This window comes from Bradyrhizobium yuanmingense, from assembly GCF_029167105.1.
GTDB classification, from domain to species: Bacteria; Pseudomonadota; Alphaproteobacteria; order Rhizobiales; family Xanthobacteraceae; genus Bradyrhizobium; species Bradyrhizobium yuanmingense_A.
The window spans coordinates 545,711-563,696 of sequence record NZ_JARFML010000001.1 but is presented as its reverse complement, the minus strand read 5'-3'; the positions used below and the strand labels follow the sequence as shown (position 1 = coordinate 563,696).

Annotated in this window: 11 protein-coding genes and 1 pseudogene; 4 read left to right on the top strand and 8 right to left on the bottom strand. The window is 66.6% G+C overall.

Annotated features, from left to right (window positions below):
• Nucleotides 1-41: 41 nt before the first annotated feature.
• Nucleotides 42-2,747 carry a DUF2339 domain-containing protein gene (locus P0R31_RS02715; protein WP_275512736.1) on the top strand — a complete coding sequence of 902 codons (2,706 nt, stop codon included), beginning with the start codon at nt 42-44 and terminating at the stop codon, nt 2,745-2,747.
• A 4-nt stretch (nt 2,748-2,751) separates the two neighbouring features.
• Here P0R31_RS02715 and P0R31_RS02710 read toward each other — a convergent pair whose 3' ends face one another.
• The 6 genes and pseudogenes from P0R31_RS02710 to P0R31_RS02685 form a co-directional block, all read right to left on the bottom strand.
• Entirely contained in the window at nt 2,752-4,440 is a 1,689-nt protein-coding gene (locus tag P0R31_RS02710; RefSeq protein ID WP_275512735.1) for a methyl-accepting chemotaxis protein, read from the bottom strand.
• A 263-nt stretch (nt 4,441-4,703) separates the two neighbouring features.
• A pseudogene (locus tag P0R31_RS02705) lies at nt 4,704-6,439 on the bottom strand (methyl-accepting chemotaxis protein).
• Between the two features lie 200 nt (nt 6,440-6,639).
• Nucleotides 6,640-6,885, bottom strand: a complete 246-nt coding sequence (locus tag P0R31_RS02700; protein ID WP_157286918.1) for a DUF6894 family protein — start codon at nt 6,883-6,885, stop codon at nt 6,640-6,642.
• Between the two features lie 162 nt (nt 6,886-7,047).
• Nucleotides 7,048-7,635: a hypothetical protein gene (locus P0R31_RS02695; protein ID WP_275512734.1), complete on the bottom strand. Its 588-nt coding sequence runs from the start codon at nt 7,633-7,635 to the stop codon at nt 7,048-7,050.
• Nucleotides 7,636-7,749: 114 nt separating this feature from the next.
• On the bottom strand, nt 7,750-8,736 hold the full coding sequence (locus tag P0R31_RS02690; protein WP_275512733.1) for an MDR family oxidoreductase: 987 nt from the start codon (nt 8,734-8,736) through the stop codon (nt 7,750-7,752).
• Nucleotides 8,737-8,778: 42 nt separating this feature from the next.
• Complete coding sequence (locus P0R31_RS02685; protein WP_275512732.1) at nt 8,779-10,032, bottom strand: MFS transporter; 1,254 nt, start codon at nt 10,030-10,032, stop codon at nt 8,779-8,781.
• Between the two features lie 348 nt (nt 10,033-10,380).
• On the opposite strand from P0R31_RS02685, the gene nadA reads away from it, so the two are divergent.
• From nadA to nadC, 3 genes are read left to right on the top strand one after another with little or no spacing between them, the layout of a single operon-like run.
• Nucleotides 10,381-11,487: a quinolinate synthase NadA gene (gene nadA, locus P0R31_RS02680; protein ID WP_275512731.1), complete on the top strand. Its 1,107-nt coding sequence runs from the start codon at nt 10,381-10,383 to the stop codon at nt 11,485-11,487.
• A gap of 11 nt (nt 11,488-11,498) precedes the next feature.
• A complete protein-coding gene (locus P0R31_RS02675; RefSeq protein WP_275512730.1) occupies nt 11,499-13,103 on the top strand; it encodes an L-aspartate oxidase in 1,605 nt (534 codons plus the stop codon).
• Between the two features lie 10 nt (nt 13,104-13,113).
• On the top strand, nt 13,114-13,992 hold the full coding sequence (nadC, locus tag P0R31_RS02670) for a carboxylating nicotinate-nucleotide diphosphorylase (RefSeq protein ID WP_275512729.1): 879 nt from the start codon (nt 13,114-13,116) through the stop codon (nt 13,990-13,992).
• 44 nt (nt 13,993-14,036) lie between these two features.
• On the opposite strand, the gene P0R31_RS02665 is transcribed toward nadC, so the two are convergent.
• Both P0R31_RS02665 and ligA read right to left on the bottom strand, forming a co-directional pair.
• Nucleotides 14,037-15,485 carry a cell wall hydrolase gene (locus P0R31_RS02665; protein ID WP_275512728.1) on the bottom strand — a complete coding sequence of 483 codons (1,449 nt, stop codon included), beginning with the start codon at nt 15,483-15,485 and terminating at the stop codon, nt 14,037-14,039.
• A 307-nt stretch (nt 15,486-15,792) separates the two neighbouring features.
• Nucleotides 15,793-17,946, bottom strand: coding sequence for an NAD-dependent DNA ligase LigA (ligA, locus tag P0R31_RS02660; RefSeq protein WP_275512727.1), 2,154 nt, complete (start codon nt 17,944-17,946; stop codon nt 15,793-15,795).
• Nucleotides 17,947-17,986 lie beyond the last annotated feature (40 nt).

The following is a 17,986-nucleotide window of genomic DNA, read 5'->3' as shown; positions in this document are numbered from 1 at the left end:
TTTTGGGACCGGCCCCTGCCCGCCGGTTGCCTGGAGGCTTCATGTTCGACGGCCCGTTTGACGTCTTTGCGCTGATCATTGCGATCATCGCCTTCCTGATCGCGATCAAGGCTTCCAGCCAGGCGACCGAGTTGCGCCGCCGGATCAGTTCGGTCGAAGAGATGCTTTACGCGCAGCGGCCGGTGCAGCCGCCGCCGCTGATGCCGGCGCAGGTCGAAGCCCCCGCGACGACTGCAGCCGCCGAGCCGCCGCCGCTGGCGCCGGAAGCCGAAACGACGCCGCCTCCCCTCGTCACCGAAGAGATTTCGCCGCCCCCGCTCGAGCCGAACACGGGCGCCGCTGCGCCTCCTCCGGTGCCGGAGGCAGCACCCGGCTTCGAGGAGCGGCTCGGCACCCGCTGGGTGGTGTGGATCGGCGGGCTTGCGCTCGCGCTCGGCGGCTTCTTCATGGTGCGCTATTCGATCGAGGCCGGTCTGCTCGGCCCCGGCGTGCGCGTGTTCCTCGGCGGCCTGTTCGCCGCTGCGCTGCTTGGCGCCGGCGAATGGACGCGGCGCAAGGAGAGCATTTCGAGCATCGCCGCGCTGCCGATCGCCAACATTCCCGCGATCCTCACCGCGGCCGGCACGGCGGTGGCGTTCGCGACCATCTACGCGGCGTACGCGCTCTACGACTTCCTCGTGCCTGCGACGGCCTTCGTGCTGCTCGGCATCATTGCGATGGGCACGCTGGCGGCAGCGCTCCTGCACGGGCCTGCGCTCGCCGGGCTCGGCGTCGTCGGCGCCTTCGTGACGCCGATCCTCGTCTCCTCCGGCAAGCCGGATTATTGGGCGCTCTACATTTATCTTGCGGTCGTGACGGCCGCGAGTTTCGGGCTCGCCCGCATCAGGCTATGGCGCTGGCTTGCGGTCACGACCATTGCCTTCGCGGTGCTCTGGATCTTCCCGGGTCTCGATACCGGACAGGTGCAGGTCGCGCCGCACGCCTTCCATGCCATCGCCGGCTTCGTGCTCGCCGCACTGCTCGTCGTCTGCGGCTTCATGTTCGGGCCCAGCATGGAGGACGGCGAAATCGAGCCGGTCTCATCGGGCGCGCTCGGCGCCTATTTGTTCGGCGCGATGCTGGTCGTGCTGTCGAGCGCGCATGCGGATCTCGCGCTGATGGCGTTCACACTCCTGGTTGGCGGCACGCTGTTCGTCGCCTGGCGCGCACCGGCGGCGACCGGCGCGCTGGGCGCGGCCGCGGCGACCGTTTTCATCGTGTTTGCCGAATGGGCGGTGCGCGCCAACCCCGACATGCTGGTGCTGCCGGGCGGCCCGATGCCGGGCGTCGGCCCGGTCGCGACCGACAGCGCGGTGACGCTGCATCTGGTGACGGCCGCGATCTTCGCCGCCGGCTTCGGCGTCACGGGCTTTTTCGCGCAAGGCCGCTCGAACTCGGCGATCATTCCCGTGGTGTGGTCGGCGGCGGGCGTCGCAACGCCCATCGCCATCCTGGTTGCGCTCTATGCGCGCATTGCCCATCTCGACCGCTCGATCCCGTTTGCGATCCTCGCCGTGCTGCTCGCTGCGGCGTTTGGCGCCGCGACCGAAGCGCTGATGCGCCGCGAAGAGCGGCCCGGCGTTGCAACCTCGGTCGCGCTGTTCGCGACCGGTACGCTCGGCGCGCTGGCGCTGGCGCTGACCTTCGCCCTGGAGAAGGGCTGGCTCACCATCGCGCTCGCACTGATGTCGCTCGGCACAGCCTGGATCTCGTTGCAGCGGCCGATTCCGGTGCTGCGCCGGCTGGCTGCCGTCTTCGCTGCGATCGTCACCGCGCGCATCGCCTATGATCCGCGCATCGTCGGCGATGCCGTCGGCACGACGCCGATCTTCAACTGGCTGTTGTGGGGCTATGGCCTGCCGGCCGCCTCATTCTGGGGCGCGAGCATCTTCCTGCGCCGCCGCGCCGACGACGCGCCGCTGCGCGTGGTCGAGACCGCTGCGATCCTGTTCACCGCGCTGCTCGCCTTCATGGAGATCCGGCACTTTGCGACCGGCGGCCGCATGACCTCGCCGCCCTCGCTGCTCGAGTTCGCGCTGCAAGTCTGTGTCATGCTTGCAATGGCAATCGGCCTGGAGCGCCTGCGGCTGCGCAGCCACAGCATCGTGCACGATGTCGGCGCGGTCGTGCTGACGGCGATCGCGGGCCTCATCAGCGTGTTTGGTCTCCTGATCCTGGAGAACCCGCTGCTGCTCTCCAGCGTCGATGTCGGCGGCCTCGTGTTCAACCTGCTGCTGCTCGGCTATGCGCTGCCGGCCGTGCTGATGCTGCTGCTCTCCTACGCGGTGGCAGGACACCGCAGTGTCGCATATGCAAACACGATTGCAGGTGGTGCCCTGGTGTTCGCGCTCACCTATGTGACGCTGGAGATCCGCCGCTTCTATCACGGCCCGGTCCTGCTCTACGGTGGCACCACGAGCGCCGAGCAATATACCTATTCGATCGGCTGGCTCGCTTTTGGCGTGGCGCTGCTCGGCGTCGGCATCCTGGTCAATTCGGAGCGTGCGCGGCTGGCGTCCGCCGCCGTCATCGCGCTGACGATCTTCAAGGCCTTCGCCGTCGACGTGTGGACGCTGACCGGCGTCTATCGGGCCCTCTCGTTCATGTGCCTCGGCGTCGTGCTGGTCGCGATCGGCTGGCTCTACCAGCGTATCCTGTTCCGGCGGCAGATCGCACCGCCGCCGGCCGCGCCGCAGACGGGCAGCTGAAGCGTCAGGCCGCGCGGACCGATTCCAGGAACTGCGCGACCTCGACCTTCAGGCGGGTGCTGTCGGTCGCCAGCGACTTCGCCGCCGACAGCACTTCACTCGAGGCCGAGCCGGTCTCGATCGCACCGCGCTGCACGTTGGTGATGTTGGACGACACTTCCTGCGTGCCGAGCGAGGCCTGCTGAACGTTGCGCGAGATCTCCTGCGTGGCCGCGCCCTGCTCCTCGACGGCGGCGGCGATCGCCGCGGACACCTCCGACAGCCGCTCGATGGTGCCGCCGATCTCCTGGATGGCGCTGACGGATTCTTGCGTCGCCGCCTGGATGCCCGAGACCTGCGCCCCGATTTCGCCGGTCGCTTTCGCGGTCTGCTCGGCCAGTGCCTTGACCTCGGAGGCGACGACGGCAAAGCCGCGGCCGGCTTCGCCTGCGCGCGCCGCCTCGATGGTCGCGTTCAGCGCGAGCAGGTTGGTCTGGCCCGCGATGGTGTTGATGAGCTCGACGACGTCGCCGATGCGGGCGGCGGCCTGCGACAGCGCATTGACGCGCTCGTTGGTCCGCGCCGCTTGCTCGACCGCTTCCGCCGCCATCCGCGCCGAATCCTGCACGCGGCGGCTGATCTCAGTGATGGAGGACGACAGCTCCTCGGAAGCGGAGGCCACCGCCTGGACGTTGGTGGAAGCTTCTTCCGACGCAGCCGCGACGACGGTTGCGAGCTCCTGGCCACGCTGTGCGGTCCCGCTCAGCGTTGCCGCGGAGGCCTCGAGCTCGGTCGAAGCCGACGACACGGTCTCGACGACCTCGCCGATCATGACCTCGAAATTGCGGGTGATGGCATCGACGCGGCGGCCGCGCTCGATCTTGGCCTCGGCCTCGCGCGCCGCCGTTTCGTCGGCGGCCCTCTTGGCGATCAGCGCCTCCTTGAAGATCTGGAGCGCATCCGCCATCGAGCCGATCTCGGTCTTTTCGCCGCGATGCGGCACCTCGGCCGAAAGGTCGCCCTTGCCGAGCGACTGCATCGGGCGGATGATCGAGGCGATGCCGCGCGAGACGTCGCGCACGAGATAGTAGGCGGCGCCGATCGCGACCACGACGGAGGCCACAATGATCGCGACCAGTACACGGAAGATCGTAGCGTAGCTGTCGGCGGCCTGCTTTGTTTCCAGCTCGGCGCCCTGATTGTTCATTTCGATGCCCTTCTGGAGCAGTGGATCGGCGGCCTGAGCCATCTTCGCGACCTTGGTCTGCAACATCTCGTTGGCATCGGTCGGGAAGCGGCCGACGCTCTTGCGCGACAGCGCCATGACGTCCTGCACGCCGTTCAGATACTCGGCCCAGGCCTTGGTCCATTGCTCGTAGAGCGAGCGCTCCTCTGCGCGCGTGATCAGCGGCTCGTAGATCTTGCGGGTCTTCTCGATGCGTTCGCGCAAGCCTGCCAGCCGCTTCTCGGCGGCCTCCTTGCCTTCGGCAGTATCCTGCATCAGGTGCAGACGCAGCGCCACGCGCAGTTCGTTGATGTCCGCCCGCATCGAGCCGAGCGCACGCACGCTCGGCAACCAGCCCTGCGCGATCTCGACCGTATGGGCATTGATGTTCTGCATCGTGCCGATCGCCATCACGCCGACACCGGCGAGCGAGAGCACCAGGATCGACAGCACGGTCAGCAGCTTGAAGACGATCGACAACTTCGACATCACGACAATCCCGATGATTACCCGGCAACGCGCACATCACCTGCGCCGCAGACGTCACGACGGACGACCGGGGCGAAGGTCAGTTCAACAATGCTGGCTGGTTCTTTTCCCGAAGGATTGCGCCCATAATCGCAAACAGGCGTTAACAGGAGGCTACGTAAAAATACGGCTCGTGCGCAGCGATCGTGGTTTCTCTGCAACTCTCTGTTGCAGCCGCGCCGGCATCTCCCGTTACGATGCGGACGCTCGCGAAAAGGCACGTGTCAGGCCGCGCGGACGGTATCAAGGAACTTTCCGACTTCGAGCTTCAGCCGGTTGCTGTCGCCGGACAACGATTGCGCGGCCCCCAACACCTGCGAGGATGCCGAACCGGTCTCGCTCGCGCCGCGCTGCACGTCGGTGATGTTGGACGACACCTGATGGGTGCCCGTCGCCGCCTGCTGCACGTTGCGGGAGATCTCCTGCGTTGCGGCCCCCTGCTCTTCCACCGCGGCTGCGATGGTCGAGGAGATCTCCGACAGCTTCTCGATGGTGTGGCTGATGTCCTTGATCGCGCCGACCGAATGCTCGGTGGCGGTCTGGATGCTGGCGATCTGTTGGCCGATCTCGCCGGTCGCCTTCGCCGTCTGCTCGGCAAGCGCCTTGACCTCCGAAGCGACGACGGCAAAGCCGCGGCCTGCCTCGCCGGCGCGCGCGGCCTCGATGGTTGCATTGAGCGCCAGGAGGTTGGTCTGGCCGGCGATGGTGTTGATCAGCTCGACCACGTCGCCGATCCGCGCCGCTGCAGCGGAGAGCTCCCCGACGCGATCCGTCGTGGTGCGGGCTTGGTTCACCGCATCACCGGCGACGCGGGCGGATTCCTGCACCTGCCGGCTGATCTCGGTGATCGACGACGACAGCTCTTCGGTCGCCGACGCGACCGACTGCACGTTGGTGGACGCTTCCTCGGAAGCGGCAGCAACCATGGTGGTGAGCTCCTGGCCGCGCGCCGCGGTCGCGGTCAGCGTCGAGGCGGAAGCTTCCAGCTCGGTCGCGGCCGAGGACACGGTATCGACGATCTCACCGATCGCGGCTTCGAAGCTGTCAGCCAGCTTGTGCATCTCGGCCTTGCGCTGCGCGGCCGCAATCTGGTCCTGCCTGATCTTGGCTTCGGCGTCCTCGCGTGCCTTCTGCTCCGACACGACCTTGAACTTTTCAACGGCCGCCGCGACGCCGCCGACTCGTCCTTGCGGCCGAGACCGGGCAGAACCACGGAGAAATCGCCGCCGGCGAGCTTGTCCATGGCGACCGTGAGCGCACGGATCGGCCGCGCGATGGTCAGGAACGACATCAGCCAGGAGCCGACGAGGACGAGCATGGCGAGTGCGCCGACCAGGATCGCAAGCTGCTCGCTCGATCTCATTTGGGCCGCGGCCGCGGCATTCTTCTGCTCGGATTTGTGCCTTGCGTAGTCGGCGATCTGGCCGATCAGCACGTCGAGCTCGCCGGCAATCGGCAGGGTCACCTCGCGTGCGATGCGAACGACGTCTTCATTGAGCTTCGCAGCGCGGGCCGCTCCGTCTGCACCGCCGGCGGCCAGGGCTTCGCCGCGCACGCCGGCGATCTGCTGCGCGGCCTTTTCGTAATTCGCAGCCAGCGATCTCAGTTTCTCCATCCGAGCGCGGTTCTCCGCCTCGTGAGAAAGCTTCAGCATTTCATCGACCAGCGCATTCGTCGATTTTTGCTGGTCGCCCAGGTTCTGGACGGCCTTCTGAATGTCAGCCGGGCTATTGGCAAGGCGAAGGTCTCGTACCGCGAGCTGCATGCCGCGAACCGCGGCCTCGGCCTTGACTGCGTCGCGCGCGATCTGCTGCTGCGCAAGCGCGCTCTGGCTGCTCTCGCGAATGCCCGCATTGCCGAGCATCTGGCTTGCAATCATGGCCCCAACCAGGAGCACACCGAGCGCCGACGCAATCGCCAGCTTGGTCCCGATCCTCAGATTCTGAACAAGGCTCAACATGGGCATGCTTCCCCCGAAGGAACGCGCAGCCGAGTCATGGTCGGCTTCCCCTGACTGCGCCATTGCCCAAAAAATGAGCTTCTCACATTCCGATTTGGTTAACGAACTCCCTCGCAGAAATACTGACTTTGCACGCTAAATGATTGAGCGCGAAAGGAAATGATCCCGTCATAGTTGTAAATTTCAGCTTCAAGTCGGTGCTAGGACGCTTTACATCCGATGGCCTCGCCGACGAGGCTGATTCGAAAGACCGGCTGCTTGTCCTCGTCGAGCAGCTCCATGCACCACTCGGCATTCGGCTTCAGGCTGCGCGCGATACCGCTGAGCAGATTGGCGCACACCTCGGTCATCTCGGTCCAGGCGGCTGCGCGATCCTCGAACTCGTACGGCAGGTCGGCGGCGCCGGAATAACGGCCGGTGCTGATGCGGAAGAAATAGAGCGACATCGTTGAACCCTTGCGTGGGACCGCCCCCGGCCGCGCGCAAACTGGGGCCGGAACAGCTACCAAGGCATGAAAGCCGCCGTCCGTATGACTACGGCGCGGGCGGCATGGTGTTCGATGATGTCTTGGACGATCAATGGCGCGGGGTGTCCCGCGCAGGCGAGCTCACTGCGTGGAGCGGCGCAGCTCCAGCGGGGCTTCGTTCTTCGCCGGCTCGGACTTCACCGGCTCGAGCCGGCTGCCCTCGACACGCGGCGTCTCGACGCGCGCGGCAACCTCGGTGTTCGATGCGGCAACCGTGCCGGTGTGCTCCGGCTTGTGCAGCGAGCGCGGCCGCGCCGCAGCGCGCGCCATCAGCATCTGATTGCCGCCCTGGTGACGGAAGTCGCAATAGGCGAAGCCCATGCCCGACACCGAGCCGCGGAAGCTGCGATCGTCGGTCTTTTCGAGATTGAAGCAGGGCTCGAACGGGATGCCTTTGATCGAGGCGCAGACGTTCTGGCCGCGGATCTGGAGCGTATTGCCGGGCAGGCGGAGATGACGGACCGGGCCTGCGCCCGAGAACTGCACCGCACCGGCCGCACCGAGATCGTCGAGGATGCGGCCTGCACCGCGGGTGCCGTCGAAACAGGTGAAGGCGAACACCTTGCCGGCCACGAAGCGGCGCGCCTCGTCGGCGTTCATGCTTCCAGCGATGGCCGGCGCAAACGTCGCTGCCGCCGTGACAGCCCCCAACACAATACGCGCAAGCATGCTCAACTCCGAACCAACCCCCGCAGCGGGCGATGCCTTTATCTCTTTACCCGCTGCTTACCATACGAACCATGGCGAGATTGAAGCAGCTTGGTTGGTAAAGTCTGAACGCCGTCAGACAATTTTTACCACGACGCGGCCGCGAACCTGCCCGGCCAGGATTTTCGCGCCCCACCCCTGGACCTCGTCGAGCGAAATTTCCTCAGTAATTTCAGTCAATTTTGTCCGATCCAGATCGGAGGCCAAGCGCTGCCAGGCGGCTTTCCGGGGCTCGATCGGGCACATCACGGAATCGATGCCGAGAAGGCACACTCCGCGCAAAATAAACGGTGCCACCGAGGACGGCAGGTCCATGCCGGCGGCCAGGCCGCAGGCCGCGATCGCGCCGCCATATTTCGTCATCGAGAGCAGGTTGGCGAGGGTGGTCGAGCCGACGCTGTCGACGCCGCCGGCCCAGCGCTCCTTGGCGAGGGGCTTTGCCGGCGCCGACAATTCGTTGCGGTCGATGATCTCGGCAGCCCCCAGCTGCTTCAGGTAGTCGGCCTCGGAGGCCCGCCCGGTCGAAGCGATGACGTGGTAGCCGAGCTTCGAGAGCACGGCGATCGCGACCGAGCCGACGCCGCCGGCAGCGCCCGTCACCACGACCGGGCCGCTCTTCGGCGAGATGCCATGCTTCTCCAGCGCCAGCACCGAGAGCATCGCCGTGAAGCCGGCGGTGCCGATCGCCATGGCATCGCGCGCCGATAGCCCTTGCGGAAGAGCGACCAGCCAGTCGCCCTTCACCCGCGCCTTCTCGGCATAGGCGCCGAGATGGGTCTCGCCCATGCCCCAGCCGGTGCAGACGACCTTGTCGCCCGCCTTCCACTGCGGATGCGAGGAGGCTTCAACCGTGCCGGCGAAATCGATACCGGCGATCATCGGGAAGCGGCGCACCACCGGCGCCTTGCCGGTGAGCGCAAGGCCGTCCTTGTAGTTCAGCGTCGACCATTCCACGCGAACGGTGACGTCGCCCTCCATCAGCTCGGCTTCGTCGAACTGCGCGAGCTGCGCGGTGGTGCCCTTGTCCGCCTTGTCGATCCGGACAGCCTTGAATGTGGCCACGACTGAACTCCCTGACTTTGCTTGTCGGGGATGTTTAGCCGATCAGGCCGGCTGCGCAACCACCCGCTGGACCGGTTTCTCGACGATCGGAAGATTGATCAGCGCCGAGAGCACGCCGAACAGGATCGAGAGCCACCAGATCGGCGTGTAGGACCCGAACTTCTCGAACACGATGCCGCCGAGCCAGACGCCGAGGAAGCCGCCGACCTGGTGGCTGACGAAAGCAAAGCCGTAGAGCGTCGCCAGCCAGCGCGTTCCGAACATCAGCGCCACCAGCGCCGAGGTCGGCGGCACCGTCGACAGCCAGGTCAGGCCGGAGATCGCGCCGAACGCGATTGCCGAGAACGGCGTGATCGGGAACGAGATGAAGGCGAGCGTTGCCAACGCGCGCGTGAAATAGATGGTCGAGAGGATGTAGCGCTTGGGCAGATAATTCTGGAGATAGCCGACGCTGAGCGAGCCGATGATGTTGAACAGGCCGATCGCCGCGATCACCCAGCCGCCGGTTTGCGCCGAGATGCCGCCATCGACCAGGAACGCCGGCAGATGCACGGTGATGAAGGCAAGCTGGAAGCCGCAGGTGAAGAAGCCGAGCACCAGGAGCACGTAGGAGCGATGACCGAAAGCTTCGGCAAGCGCCTTGGTGATGGTCTGGTCATCCGCGGGCGTTGCGCTGTTCGCGCTTGTCACCGGCGGCGTCGAGAGCGCCAGCGACAGCGGGATGATCAGCAGCATCAGGAAACCGAACACGGAGAGTGCCTGCTGCCAGCCGAAATTGTCGATCAAGGCGACGCCGATTGGTGCGAACAGGAACTGCCCGAACGAGCCCGCCGCCGTGCCGGCACCGAGCGCAAGGCCACGCTTCTCGGCGGGCAGGAGCTTGCTGAACGCCGACAGAACCAGATTGAACGAACAGCCGGCGAGGCCGAAGCCGATCATGACGCCGGCGCCGAGGTCGAGCGACAGCGGCGTCGAGGAATAGCGCATCAAGAACAGGCCGCCGGCATAGAGTAGTGCGCCGACGCACATCACCCGGAACAGGCCGAAGCGATCCGCAACTGCACCGGCGAACGGCTGACCGAGTCCCCACAACAGATTCTGCACGGCGATGGCGAGGCCGAACACGTCGCGGCCCCAGCTGAATTCGTTGCTCATCGGCTGCACGAAGAAGCCGAGCGCCGAGCGCGGACCGAAACCGAGCATGCCGATGGCACAACCGCACAGGATGATGACGGCCGGGGTACGCCAGTTGGACGAACGCGAGGCCGGTGCGAGTTCGCCGATCTGTGTCGACATGGTTGTCCTCGTCTGTCCTTGGCGGAGCCGCAAATCAGCAGCCGCGGGGACAGCCCGTTTAATGCATGTGCATGAAAATCCCAAGGCAAAAACGATTGCATTCCACGAAGAGCTGACGCGGGAGCATTGCGTTTCAATCTGGCCTCGCCTGGCAGGCGCAGTGACGGGAATGTGTGCGGGCAGGCCCTAGCGGCAAGCAGCGATGCGTGCTACGTTTGATCTACTCAGATTGAGCATATGTTGGTAGCAGCGACGTTTGCCCGGCCTCCTAGGCCGGATTTCTCGGGCCCCACATATTCTCAAACTGAGCATAATGCCACGCGTGATGGCCACACTTGGGAGGCTTCAATGCCGATCACTGCAATTTACGGTCCCGACGAACTTGCCAACCGGCCGCAAGGCCAACCCACCGCCTCCCCGCGCGCCGCGCCGGTGCCTCCGGGACCGACATGGCCGATGCCCTCCCTGGAATGGACGCCGGCGGTCGAACGCGCCACTGCGCCGCTCTATGACCGCGTCAGGCACGTGATCCCATCGATCGAATGGCCGCTGATGGCGCCGACGATTCACGCGATCAACGAGCTCAAGCGCGCGCGGGGCGCCGTCATCCTCGCCCACAACTACCAGGCTCCGGAGATATTCCATTGCGTCGCCGATATCGGCGGCGACTCGCTCCAGCTCGCGGTCGAAGCCACCAAGGTTAAGGCCGGCATCATCGTCCAATGCGGCGTGCACTTCATGGCGGAGACCTCGAAGCTGCTCAATCCGGACAAGACCGTCTTGATCCCGGACTCGCGCGCGGGCTGCTCGCTCGCCGCCAGCATCACCGGTGCGGACGTGCGGCTGCTGCGGGAGAAGTTCCCCGGCGTGCCTGTTGTCGCCTATGTCAACACCTCGGCGGAGGTGAAGGCCGAGGTCGACATCTGCTGCACGTCCTCGAACGCGGTGCAGGTGGTCGAGAGCCTGAACGCCCCGACCGTGATCTTCCTGCCCGACCGATACCTCGCCACTTACGTGGCGTCGAAGACCGACGTGAAGATCATCGCCTGGAAAGGCGCCTGCGAGGTGCATGAGCGCTTCACGGGCGAGGAGCTGCGGAGCTTTCGCGAAGCCGATCCGTCCGTGCAGATCATCGCGCATCCGGAATGCCCGCCGGACGTGCTGGCGGAAGCCGACTTCACCGGCTCGACCGCGCACATGATCAACTGGGTACGCGCGAAGCGGCCGCGGCGGCTCGTCATGATCACGGAGTGCTCGATGGCCGACAATGTCCGGGCCGAGCTGCCCGACGTGGAGATGCTTCGCCCCTGCAATCTCTGCCCGCACATGAAGCGCATCACGCTCGCCAACATCCTGGAAAGCCTGCTGACGCTTCGCGACGAGGTGACGATCGACCCCGCGCTCGCGGAACGCGCGCGGCGCTCGGTCCAGCGCATGATCAATCTGAGCAATTGAGGGCGAGCAACATGCAATACGACATCCACGACCTCGCCAGCACCGACGACGTCGTCATCGTCGGCGGCGGGCTTGCCGGACTGTTCTGCGCGCTGAAGCTCGCGCCGCGGCCGGTGACCTTGATCTCGGCGGCACCGCTCGGGCGCGGCGCGTCCTCCGCATGGGCGCAAGGCGGCATCGCTGCGGCAGTGGCTGAAGGCGATACGCCGGAGGCACACGCCGCCGACACCGTCGCGGTCGGCGGCGGCCTCGTCGATGCAGCCGTCGCGCTCGGGATCGCGCGCGAGGCGGCGCCGCGCATCCACGATCTTCTCGCCTATGGCGTTCCGTTCGATCGCGATCTCGACGGCAGGCTTGCGGTCGGACGCGAAGCTGCGCATTCCGCGCGCCGCATCGTGCATGTGCGCGGCGATGGCGCCGGCGCCGCGATCATCGCGGCCTTGAGCGAGGCCGTGCGCCGCACGCCCTCGATCCGCCTGATGGAAGGCTTCATCGCCGAAGCACTGCTGACCGAGGACGGCGCGGTCACCGGGCTTCAATTGCGCGAGGCCGGCAATCCCGCGGTACGGGCGCTCGTGCTCGCCTCGCGCGCGGTCGTGCTTGCGACCGGTGGGCTCGGCCATCTCTACGCCGTCACCACCAACCCGTCGGAAGCGAGCGGCTCGGGCCTTGCGATCGCCGCCCGCGCCGGCGCCGTGATTGCCGATCCTGAATTCGTGCAGTTCCACCCGACCGCCATCATGGTGGGCCGCGACCCGGCACCGCTCGCCACCGAAGCGCTGCGCGGCGAAGGGGCAACGCTGATCAATGGCAACGGCGAGCGCTTCATGAGCGCCCGCCACCCGCTCGCCGAGCTCGCGCCCCGCGACATCGTGGCCCGCGGCGTGTTCGCCGAGATCGCGGCCGGACGCGGCGCCTTCCTCGACGCGCGTCAGGCGCTGGGCGCGCGCTTCGCGACGCGGTTTCCGGCCGTGCATGCGAGCTGCATCGCCGCCGGCATCGATCCCGCGGCGCAGCCGATTCCGATCGCGCCGGCCGCGCACTACCACATGGGCGGCATCGCGGTGGACGCGCGCGGCCGCAGCTCGATCGACGGTCTCTGGGCCGCCGGCGAAGTCTCCTCCACCGGCGCGCATGGCGCCAACCGGCTCGCCTCGAATTCCCTGCTCGAAGCCGTCGTCTATGCCGCCCGCATTGCCGACGACATCGCCGGCCGCACCGTGCCCCCGCCAGTCCACCTTCCCAGCGCTTTGGTGACGCCGCGCGCTGGCACGCCGGACGCCGCAGAGGTGAAGCGGTTGCGCGCGACGATGAGCGCACATGTCGGCGTGATCCGTGACGGTGGCGGGCTTGCACAAGCCGTGCGCCATTTCGCCAGGCTCGAACGCGAGGCCGGACACGGCGTCCTCGGCGACATGGCGATCTCGGCGTTGCTCGTCGCCGTTGCGGCCTGGACCCGGCGCGAGAGCCGCGGTGGGCACTTCCGTTCCGATCACCCGGCCGAGAACCCGGCGCTGGCGCAGAGAACGATGACCACGCTCGCCGCGGCGCGCGAGGTCGCGGACAGCCTGGACGAGCGCCCGCGGCCCCGCCTTGCGCAATCCATGATCGCCTGAAGGAGGCCCCATGATCACCCCGACTTCACTGCTCTATCCCGATGCCTTCCTCTCGCCGCTCGCGATCGAGGCGGCCGTTGCGCGCGCGCTCGACGAGGATCTCGGCCGCGCCGGCGACATCACCTCGCTGGCGACGATCCCGGAGGCGACGCGCGCGCAAGCCATCCTCGTCGCGCGCCAGGCCGGCGTGGTCGCCGGATTGCCGCTGGCGCTCGCGACCTTGCAGAAGCTGTCGCCCGACATCGAGGTGCGCGCACATGTCCGCGATGCCGCGCGGGTTGCGCGCGGCCAGCACGTGCTGACGATCTCGGGGCCTGCGCGGGCCATCCTCACGGCGGAGCGCACTGCCTTGAACTTCGTCGGCCGGCTGTCGGGCATCGCCACGCTCACGGCGGACTATGTCGCGCGCACCGAAGGCACCAGGATGCGCATCTGCTGCACGCGAAAAACCACGCCGGGACTGCGCGCGCTGGAGAAATATGCGGTGCGCTGCGGCGGCGGCTTCAACCATCGCTTCGGGCTCGACGATGCGATCCTGATCAAGGACAACCACATCGCGGTCGCCGGCGGCATCCGCCCGGTGCTGGAGCGCGCCCGCGCCCATGCCGGCCATCTTGTCAAGATCGAGATCGAGGTCGACACGATGGCGCAGCTGCGCGAGGTGCTCGACAGCGGAATGGCCGATGCGGTGCTGCTCGATAATATGGACCTTGCGACGTTGCGCGAGGCGGTGAGGCTCAACGCGGGCCGCCTCGCGCTGGAGGCGTCCGGCGGCGTCACGCTGGACTCGATCGCCGCCATCGCGGCCACCGGGGTCGACTATGCGTCGGCCGGCGCCTTGACGCATTCGGCGCCGAATTTCGACTGTGCACTGGATATCGAGGCGTGATGAATTCTTCTATCTCTCCCCGCTTGCGGGGAGAGATAAGAAAACTACCGCCGCTCGCCCATCTCCGCGGAGCTCTTGGCTTCCTGCGCGAGCTCGGCGGAGAGCGCGGCGGTCTGCGCGGGCGTGCCCCAGCTCGGCACCTCGCTGCCGTCGCCCCAATTGCGCGGCCGATAGAAGGTGTGCACGCCGGTCTTGTACAGCTTCTTCATCTCGGCGACCCAGGACGGCCGCACCCAATAGGCATGGTAATGCGTGGACTTGCCGACCTCGGGCAGCCAGATCTGGCCGTCGAGCATCGCCTTGGAGATCTTCTTGGCGCGCTCCCACATTTCGGGCTCGCGGATCACGTCGGCATTGTTGTCGCAGGCGAAGGTGAACTGGCAGGCCAGATGCCGGTGCTTGTTCTGGTAGACCGCGCCGCATACGGTGTCGGGATATTTGCCGGAAAAGACGCGGTTCATCACCACTTGCGCCACCGCAATCTGGCCGCGCACGGCTTCGCCGCGGGCCTCGAAATAGACGGCTTCGGCAAGACACTTCTCGGACTTGGCGCGCGACTTGTCGTCGAGCGCGAGCCGCTCCGCCGGCGACTTGCCGCGCTGGTTGTCGGCGTTGACCTCGCCCTTCGGCGCGACGCTCTCGCCGCTCTCGATGTCCTTGGCGATCTCCGCCGTCGGCGGGGTCAGCGAGGCCGTCACCTTCATGTCGGGGTCGGGGATCACGATCAGCGGCTCGGCGCCGGGCTGCCAGCTCTCGATGGTCTCGATATTGCCGCCCAGCGAGGAGCTGCCGAAGAACAGGCTCGATGTCTTGACGCTGAAAGGATCGCGTGCGGGAGCAGCGGGCGCCGTGGCGCGCTTCAGCGCTTCCAGCGGCTGCACCGCGAACGCGCGCGCAGCCTCGCTCGCCTGCGGCGGATTGGAATATTGCGGCAGCGGCGGCGCGCGCATGGCCTCCTGCAGCTCGGGATCGAGCGGGGCCGCGGATTCCGGCGACATCGCCGGCGGCAATGCGGCGGTCTTGGCGCCGAACACCGAGCTGTTCGAGGTCGCGGGATCTTCCTTGGCCGGTGCTGCAGCCGGCGCGGCCGTCTCAGGCGACTGCGTCGGCGCGACGATTGCGAGGCGATCGCCCTTCAGGGCGCGATCGACCTTGGGAAAGTCGGATGCGTGGTAGCGCGGCGGTGCCTGAAGCGCCGGATTGCGGCGGATTGCGCCGGTGACGTCGCCGCCGTCGAGGCTCGCGAGCCGAACCATCGCGCTCTGCGGAACCGAGGTGCCGATGGGGCGGGAAAAACTGTAGGTGGCGAGCTGGATCGAGGACGCAGCGGAGAACACCTGCTTCTGCCACCGCTCGGCGACGCCGGGTTGGCGCGCCAGCAGCGAGGCAATGTCCTGATAGCCGGTCTCTCTCGGCATCAATGCGAAGATGCAGAGACCGATGCCGAAGGACGCGAACCGCGCGCCCTTCGGATGGTTACGCAACACAGACATCGATACGCTCACGCTACGCTTACGCTCGTTTGATCGAACTCAGTACATCCGTGCAATTCGATCTTTATCGTGAGTATCTAATTTAGGTTGCCGGGGCGTTAATCGGCGTTGCGCAGGCGGCACACTCAAGCGAATGCAGGTGTTTTCACGGGGCGATGTGGCGCATTGGTAAATGCGGCCTCACGTGAAGCGGTAAACATCGGGTCAACGCGAATGGTGAAGGAACTCTTGCGTCCGCGTACCATCACGGGACGCTTGCTGGGAGAACGCCGTGCGATGGCGACGGACGGAGGCGCCAGTGCGCCCCTCACTCCGCGATCAGCTTCAACCACTCGTCTTCGGTCAGCACCTGGACGCCGTGCTTGTTGGCGTCGGCGAGCTTCGAGCCGGCGCCGGGGCCCGCGACGACGAGATCGGTCTTTTTCGAAACCGAGCCCGACACCTTGGCCCCGAGTCGCTCGGCCGTCGCCTTGGCTTCATCCCGCGTCATCTTTTCCAGCGAGCCCGTGAACACCACGGTCTTGCCGGCCACCGCCGAATTGCTCTTCGGCTTCTCGGCGTCGACGATCTCGACCTCCCTGGTCAGCCGTTCGACGATGCCGCGATTGTGGCTCTCGCCGAAATAATCGGCGATGCTCTTGATCACGGTGTCGCCGATCTGGTCGAGCGCGTCCATGTCCGCGATCGCCTCCTCGTCGCCCTTGGCAACTTTCAGGCAGGCATCGTGGAACGCATCCCACGAGCCGTAGCCGCGCGCCAGCGCCAGCGCCGTGGTCTCGCCGACATGGCGCATGCCGAGCGCGAAGATGAAGCGCTCCAACGCGATTCTGCGCCGGCTCTCGATGGCGCCGAACAGGTTGCGCACCGAGGTCGCGCCGTAGCCTTCGATCTCCTCGAGCTTGAGCTTGGCGTTGCGCTTTTCCAGCGTGAAGATGTCGGCGGGCTCCTTCACCCAGCCCTCGTCGAAAAAATACTGGAGCTGCTTCTCGCCCAGGCCGTCGATGTCGAAGGCCCGCCGCGACACGAACAGCTTCAGATGCTCGATCTTCTGATAGGGACAGGCGAACTCGCCGGTGCAGCGGGCGCGCGAGCCCTCCTCGCCCGTCGCCGTCTCCTCGCGCACGACGTCGGTGTGCAGCGGACACGGGCACTTCTTCGGGAAGTGGAATTCCCTGGCGGTCTTCGGCCGCTTGTCGAGGACGACGTCGACCACCTGCGGGATGACGTCGCCGGCGCGCTGGATCACGACGGTGTCGCCGATTCTGATGTCGCGCCCCTCGCGCAGCACCTCGCCCTTGTTGCCGATGCCCTTGATGTAGTCCTCGTTGTGCAGCGTGACGTTCTGCACGATGACGCCCCCGACGCCCACCGGCTCGAGCTTGCCGACCGGCGTGAACGAGCCGGTGCGGCCGACCTGGATCTCGATGTCGCGCAGCACGGTCATGGCGCGTTCGGCCGGGAATTTGTGCGCGATGCCCCAGCGCGGCGTGCGCGACACGAAGCCGAGCCGCTCCTGCCAGTCGATGCGGTCGATCTTGTAGACGACGCCGTCGATGTCGTAGTCGAGCCGCGCGCGTTGCTCCTCGATCGCATGATGAAAGGCGAGCAGTTCCTCGACCGAGTGACAGAGCTTAGTGAGCGGATTGGTCTTGAAGCCGCAGCGCTCGAACCAGCCGATCATGCCGCTCTGCGTGTCTTCCGGCATCGCGCTCATCTGCCCCCAGGCATAGGCGAAGAAGCCGAGGGGACGGGACGCGGTGATGGTCGGGTCCTTCTGGCGGAGCGAGCCGGCGGCCGAATTGCGCGGATTGGCGAAGATGGTATCGCCTGCCGCCTTCTGCCGTTCGTTGAGCGCCAGGAACGCCTTCTTGGTCATGTAGACTTCGCCGCGCACCTCGCAGATGTCGGGGATGTTGCGGCCCTTCAGCTTCTGCGGCACGTCTTCGAGCGTGCGGATGTTGGCGGTGACGTCCTCGCCGACAGCGCCGTCGCCGCGCGTCGCGGCGGTGACGAGCTCGCCGCCCTCGTAGCGCAGCGACATCGAGAGGCCGTCGATCTTCGGCTCGGCGGAGAAGTCGATCTTGTCGTCGTCGAGCTTCAGAAAGCGCACGATGCGGCCGACGAAGTCGCGCACGTCCTCCTCCGCAAAGGCGTTGTCGAGCGACAGCATGGCCACGGCATGCGGGACTTTCTTGAAACGCCCTGACGGCGCGGCGCCGACCTTCTGCGAGGGCGAGTCCGCGGTGACGAACTCGGGAAAACGCGCCTCGATCGCGTTGAGGCGCTGGCGCAGCGCGTCGTATTCGGCGTCGGTGACGGTGGGCGCATCCTCCTGATAGTAGCGCTCGTTGTGCCTCTCGATCTCGAGCGCGAGCCGCTTATGCTCGACCTTGGCCTGCGCCTTGGTGAGCTCGGCGACGTCGCGTAGCGGTGTTGCTTTGGATTTTGCTGCTCTGACCATGGCGCTTGGATACGACGGAGCGGGCGGGAGGGTAAAGGCT

Excerpts from the sequence above, each read along its gene's own strand:
- P0R31_RS02715 (WP_275512736.1), top strand. The coding sequence starts at position 42 with ATGTTCGACGGCCCGTTTGACGTCTTTGCGCTGATCATTGCGATCATC.
- P0R31_RS02710 (WP_275512735.1), bottom strand. The coding sequence starts at position 4,440 with ATGTCGAAGTTGTCGATCGTCTTCAAGCTGCTGACCGTGCTGTCGATC.
- P0R31_RS02700 (WP_157286918.1), bottom strand. The coding sequence starts at position 6,885 with ATGTCGCTCTATTTCTTCCGCATCAGCACCGGCCGTTATTCCGGCGCC.
- P0R31_RS02695 (WP_275512734.1), bottom strand. The coding sequence starts at position 7,635 with ATGCTTGCGCGTATTGTGTTGGGGGCTGTCACGGCGGCAGCGACGTTT.
- P0R31_RS02685 (WP_275512732.1), bottom strand. The coding sequence starts at position 10,032 with ATGTCGACACAGATCGGCGAACTCGCACCGGCCTCGCGTTCGTCCAAC.
- nadA (WP_275512731.1), top strand. The coding sequence starts at position 10,381 with ATGCCGATCACTGCAATTTACGGTCCCGACGAACTTGCCAACCGGCCG.
- P0R31_RS02675 (WP_275512730.1), top strand. The coding sequence starts at position 11,499 with ATGCAATACGACATCCACGACCTCGCCAGCACCGACGACGTCGTCATC.
- nadC (WP_275512729.1), top strand. The coding sequence starts at position 13,114 with ATGATCACCCCGACTTCACTGCTCTATCCCGATGCCTTCCTCTCGCCG.
- P0R31_RS02665 (WP_275512728.1), bottom strand. The coding sequence starts at position 15,485 with ATGTCTGTGTTGCGTAACCATCCGAAGGGCGCGCGGTTCGCGTCCTTC.
- ligA (WP_275512727.1), bottom strand. The coding sequence starts at position 17,946 with ATGGTCAGAGCAGCAAAATCCAAAGCAACACCGCTACGCGACGTCGCC.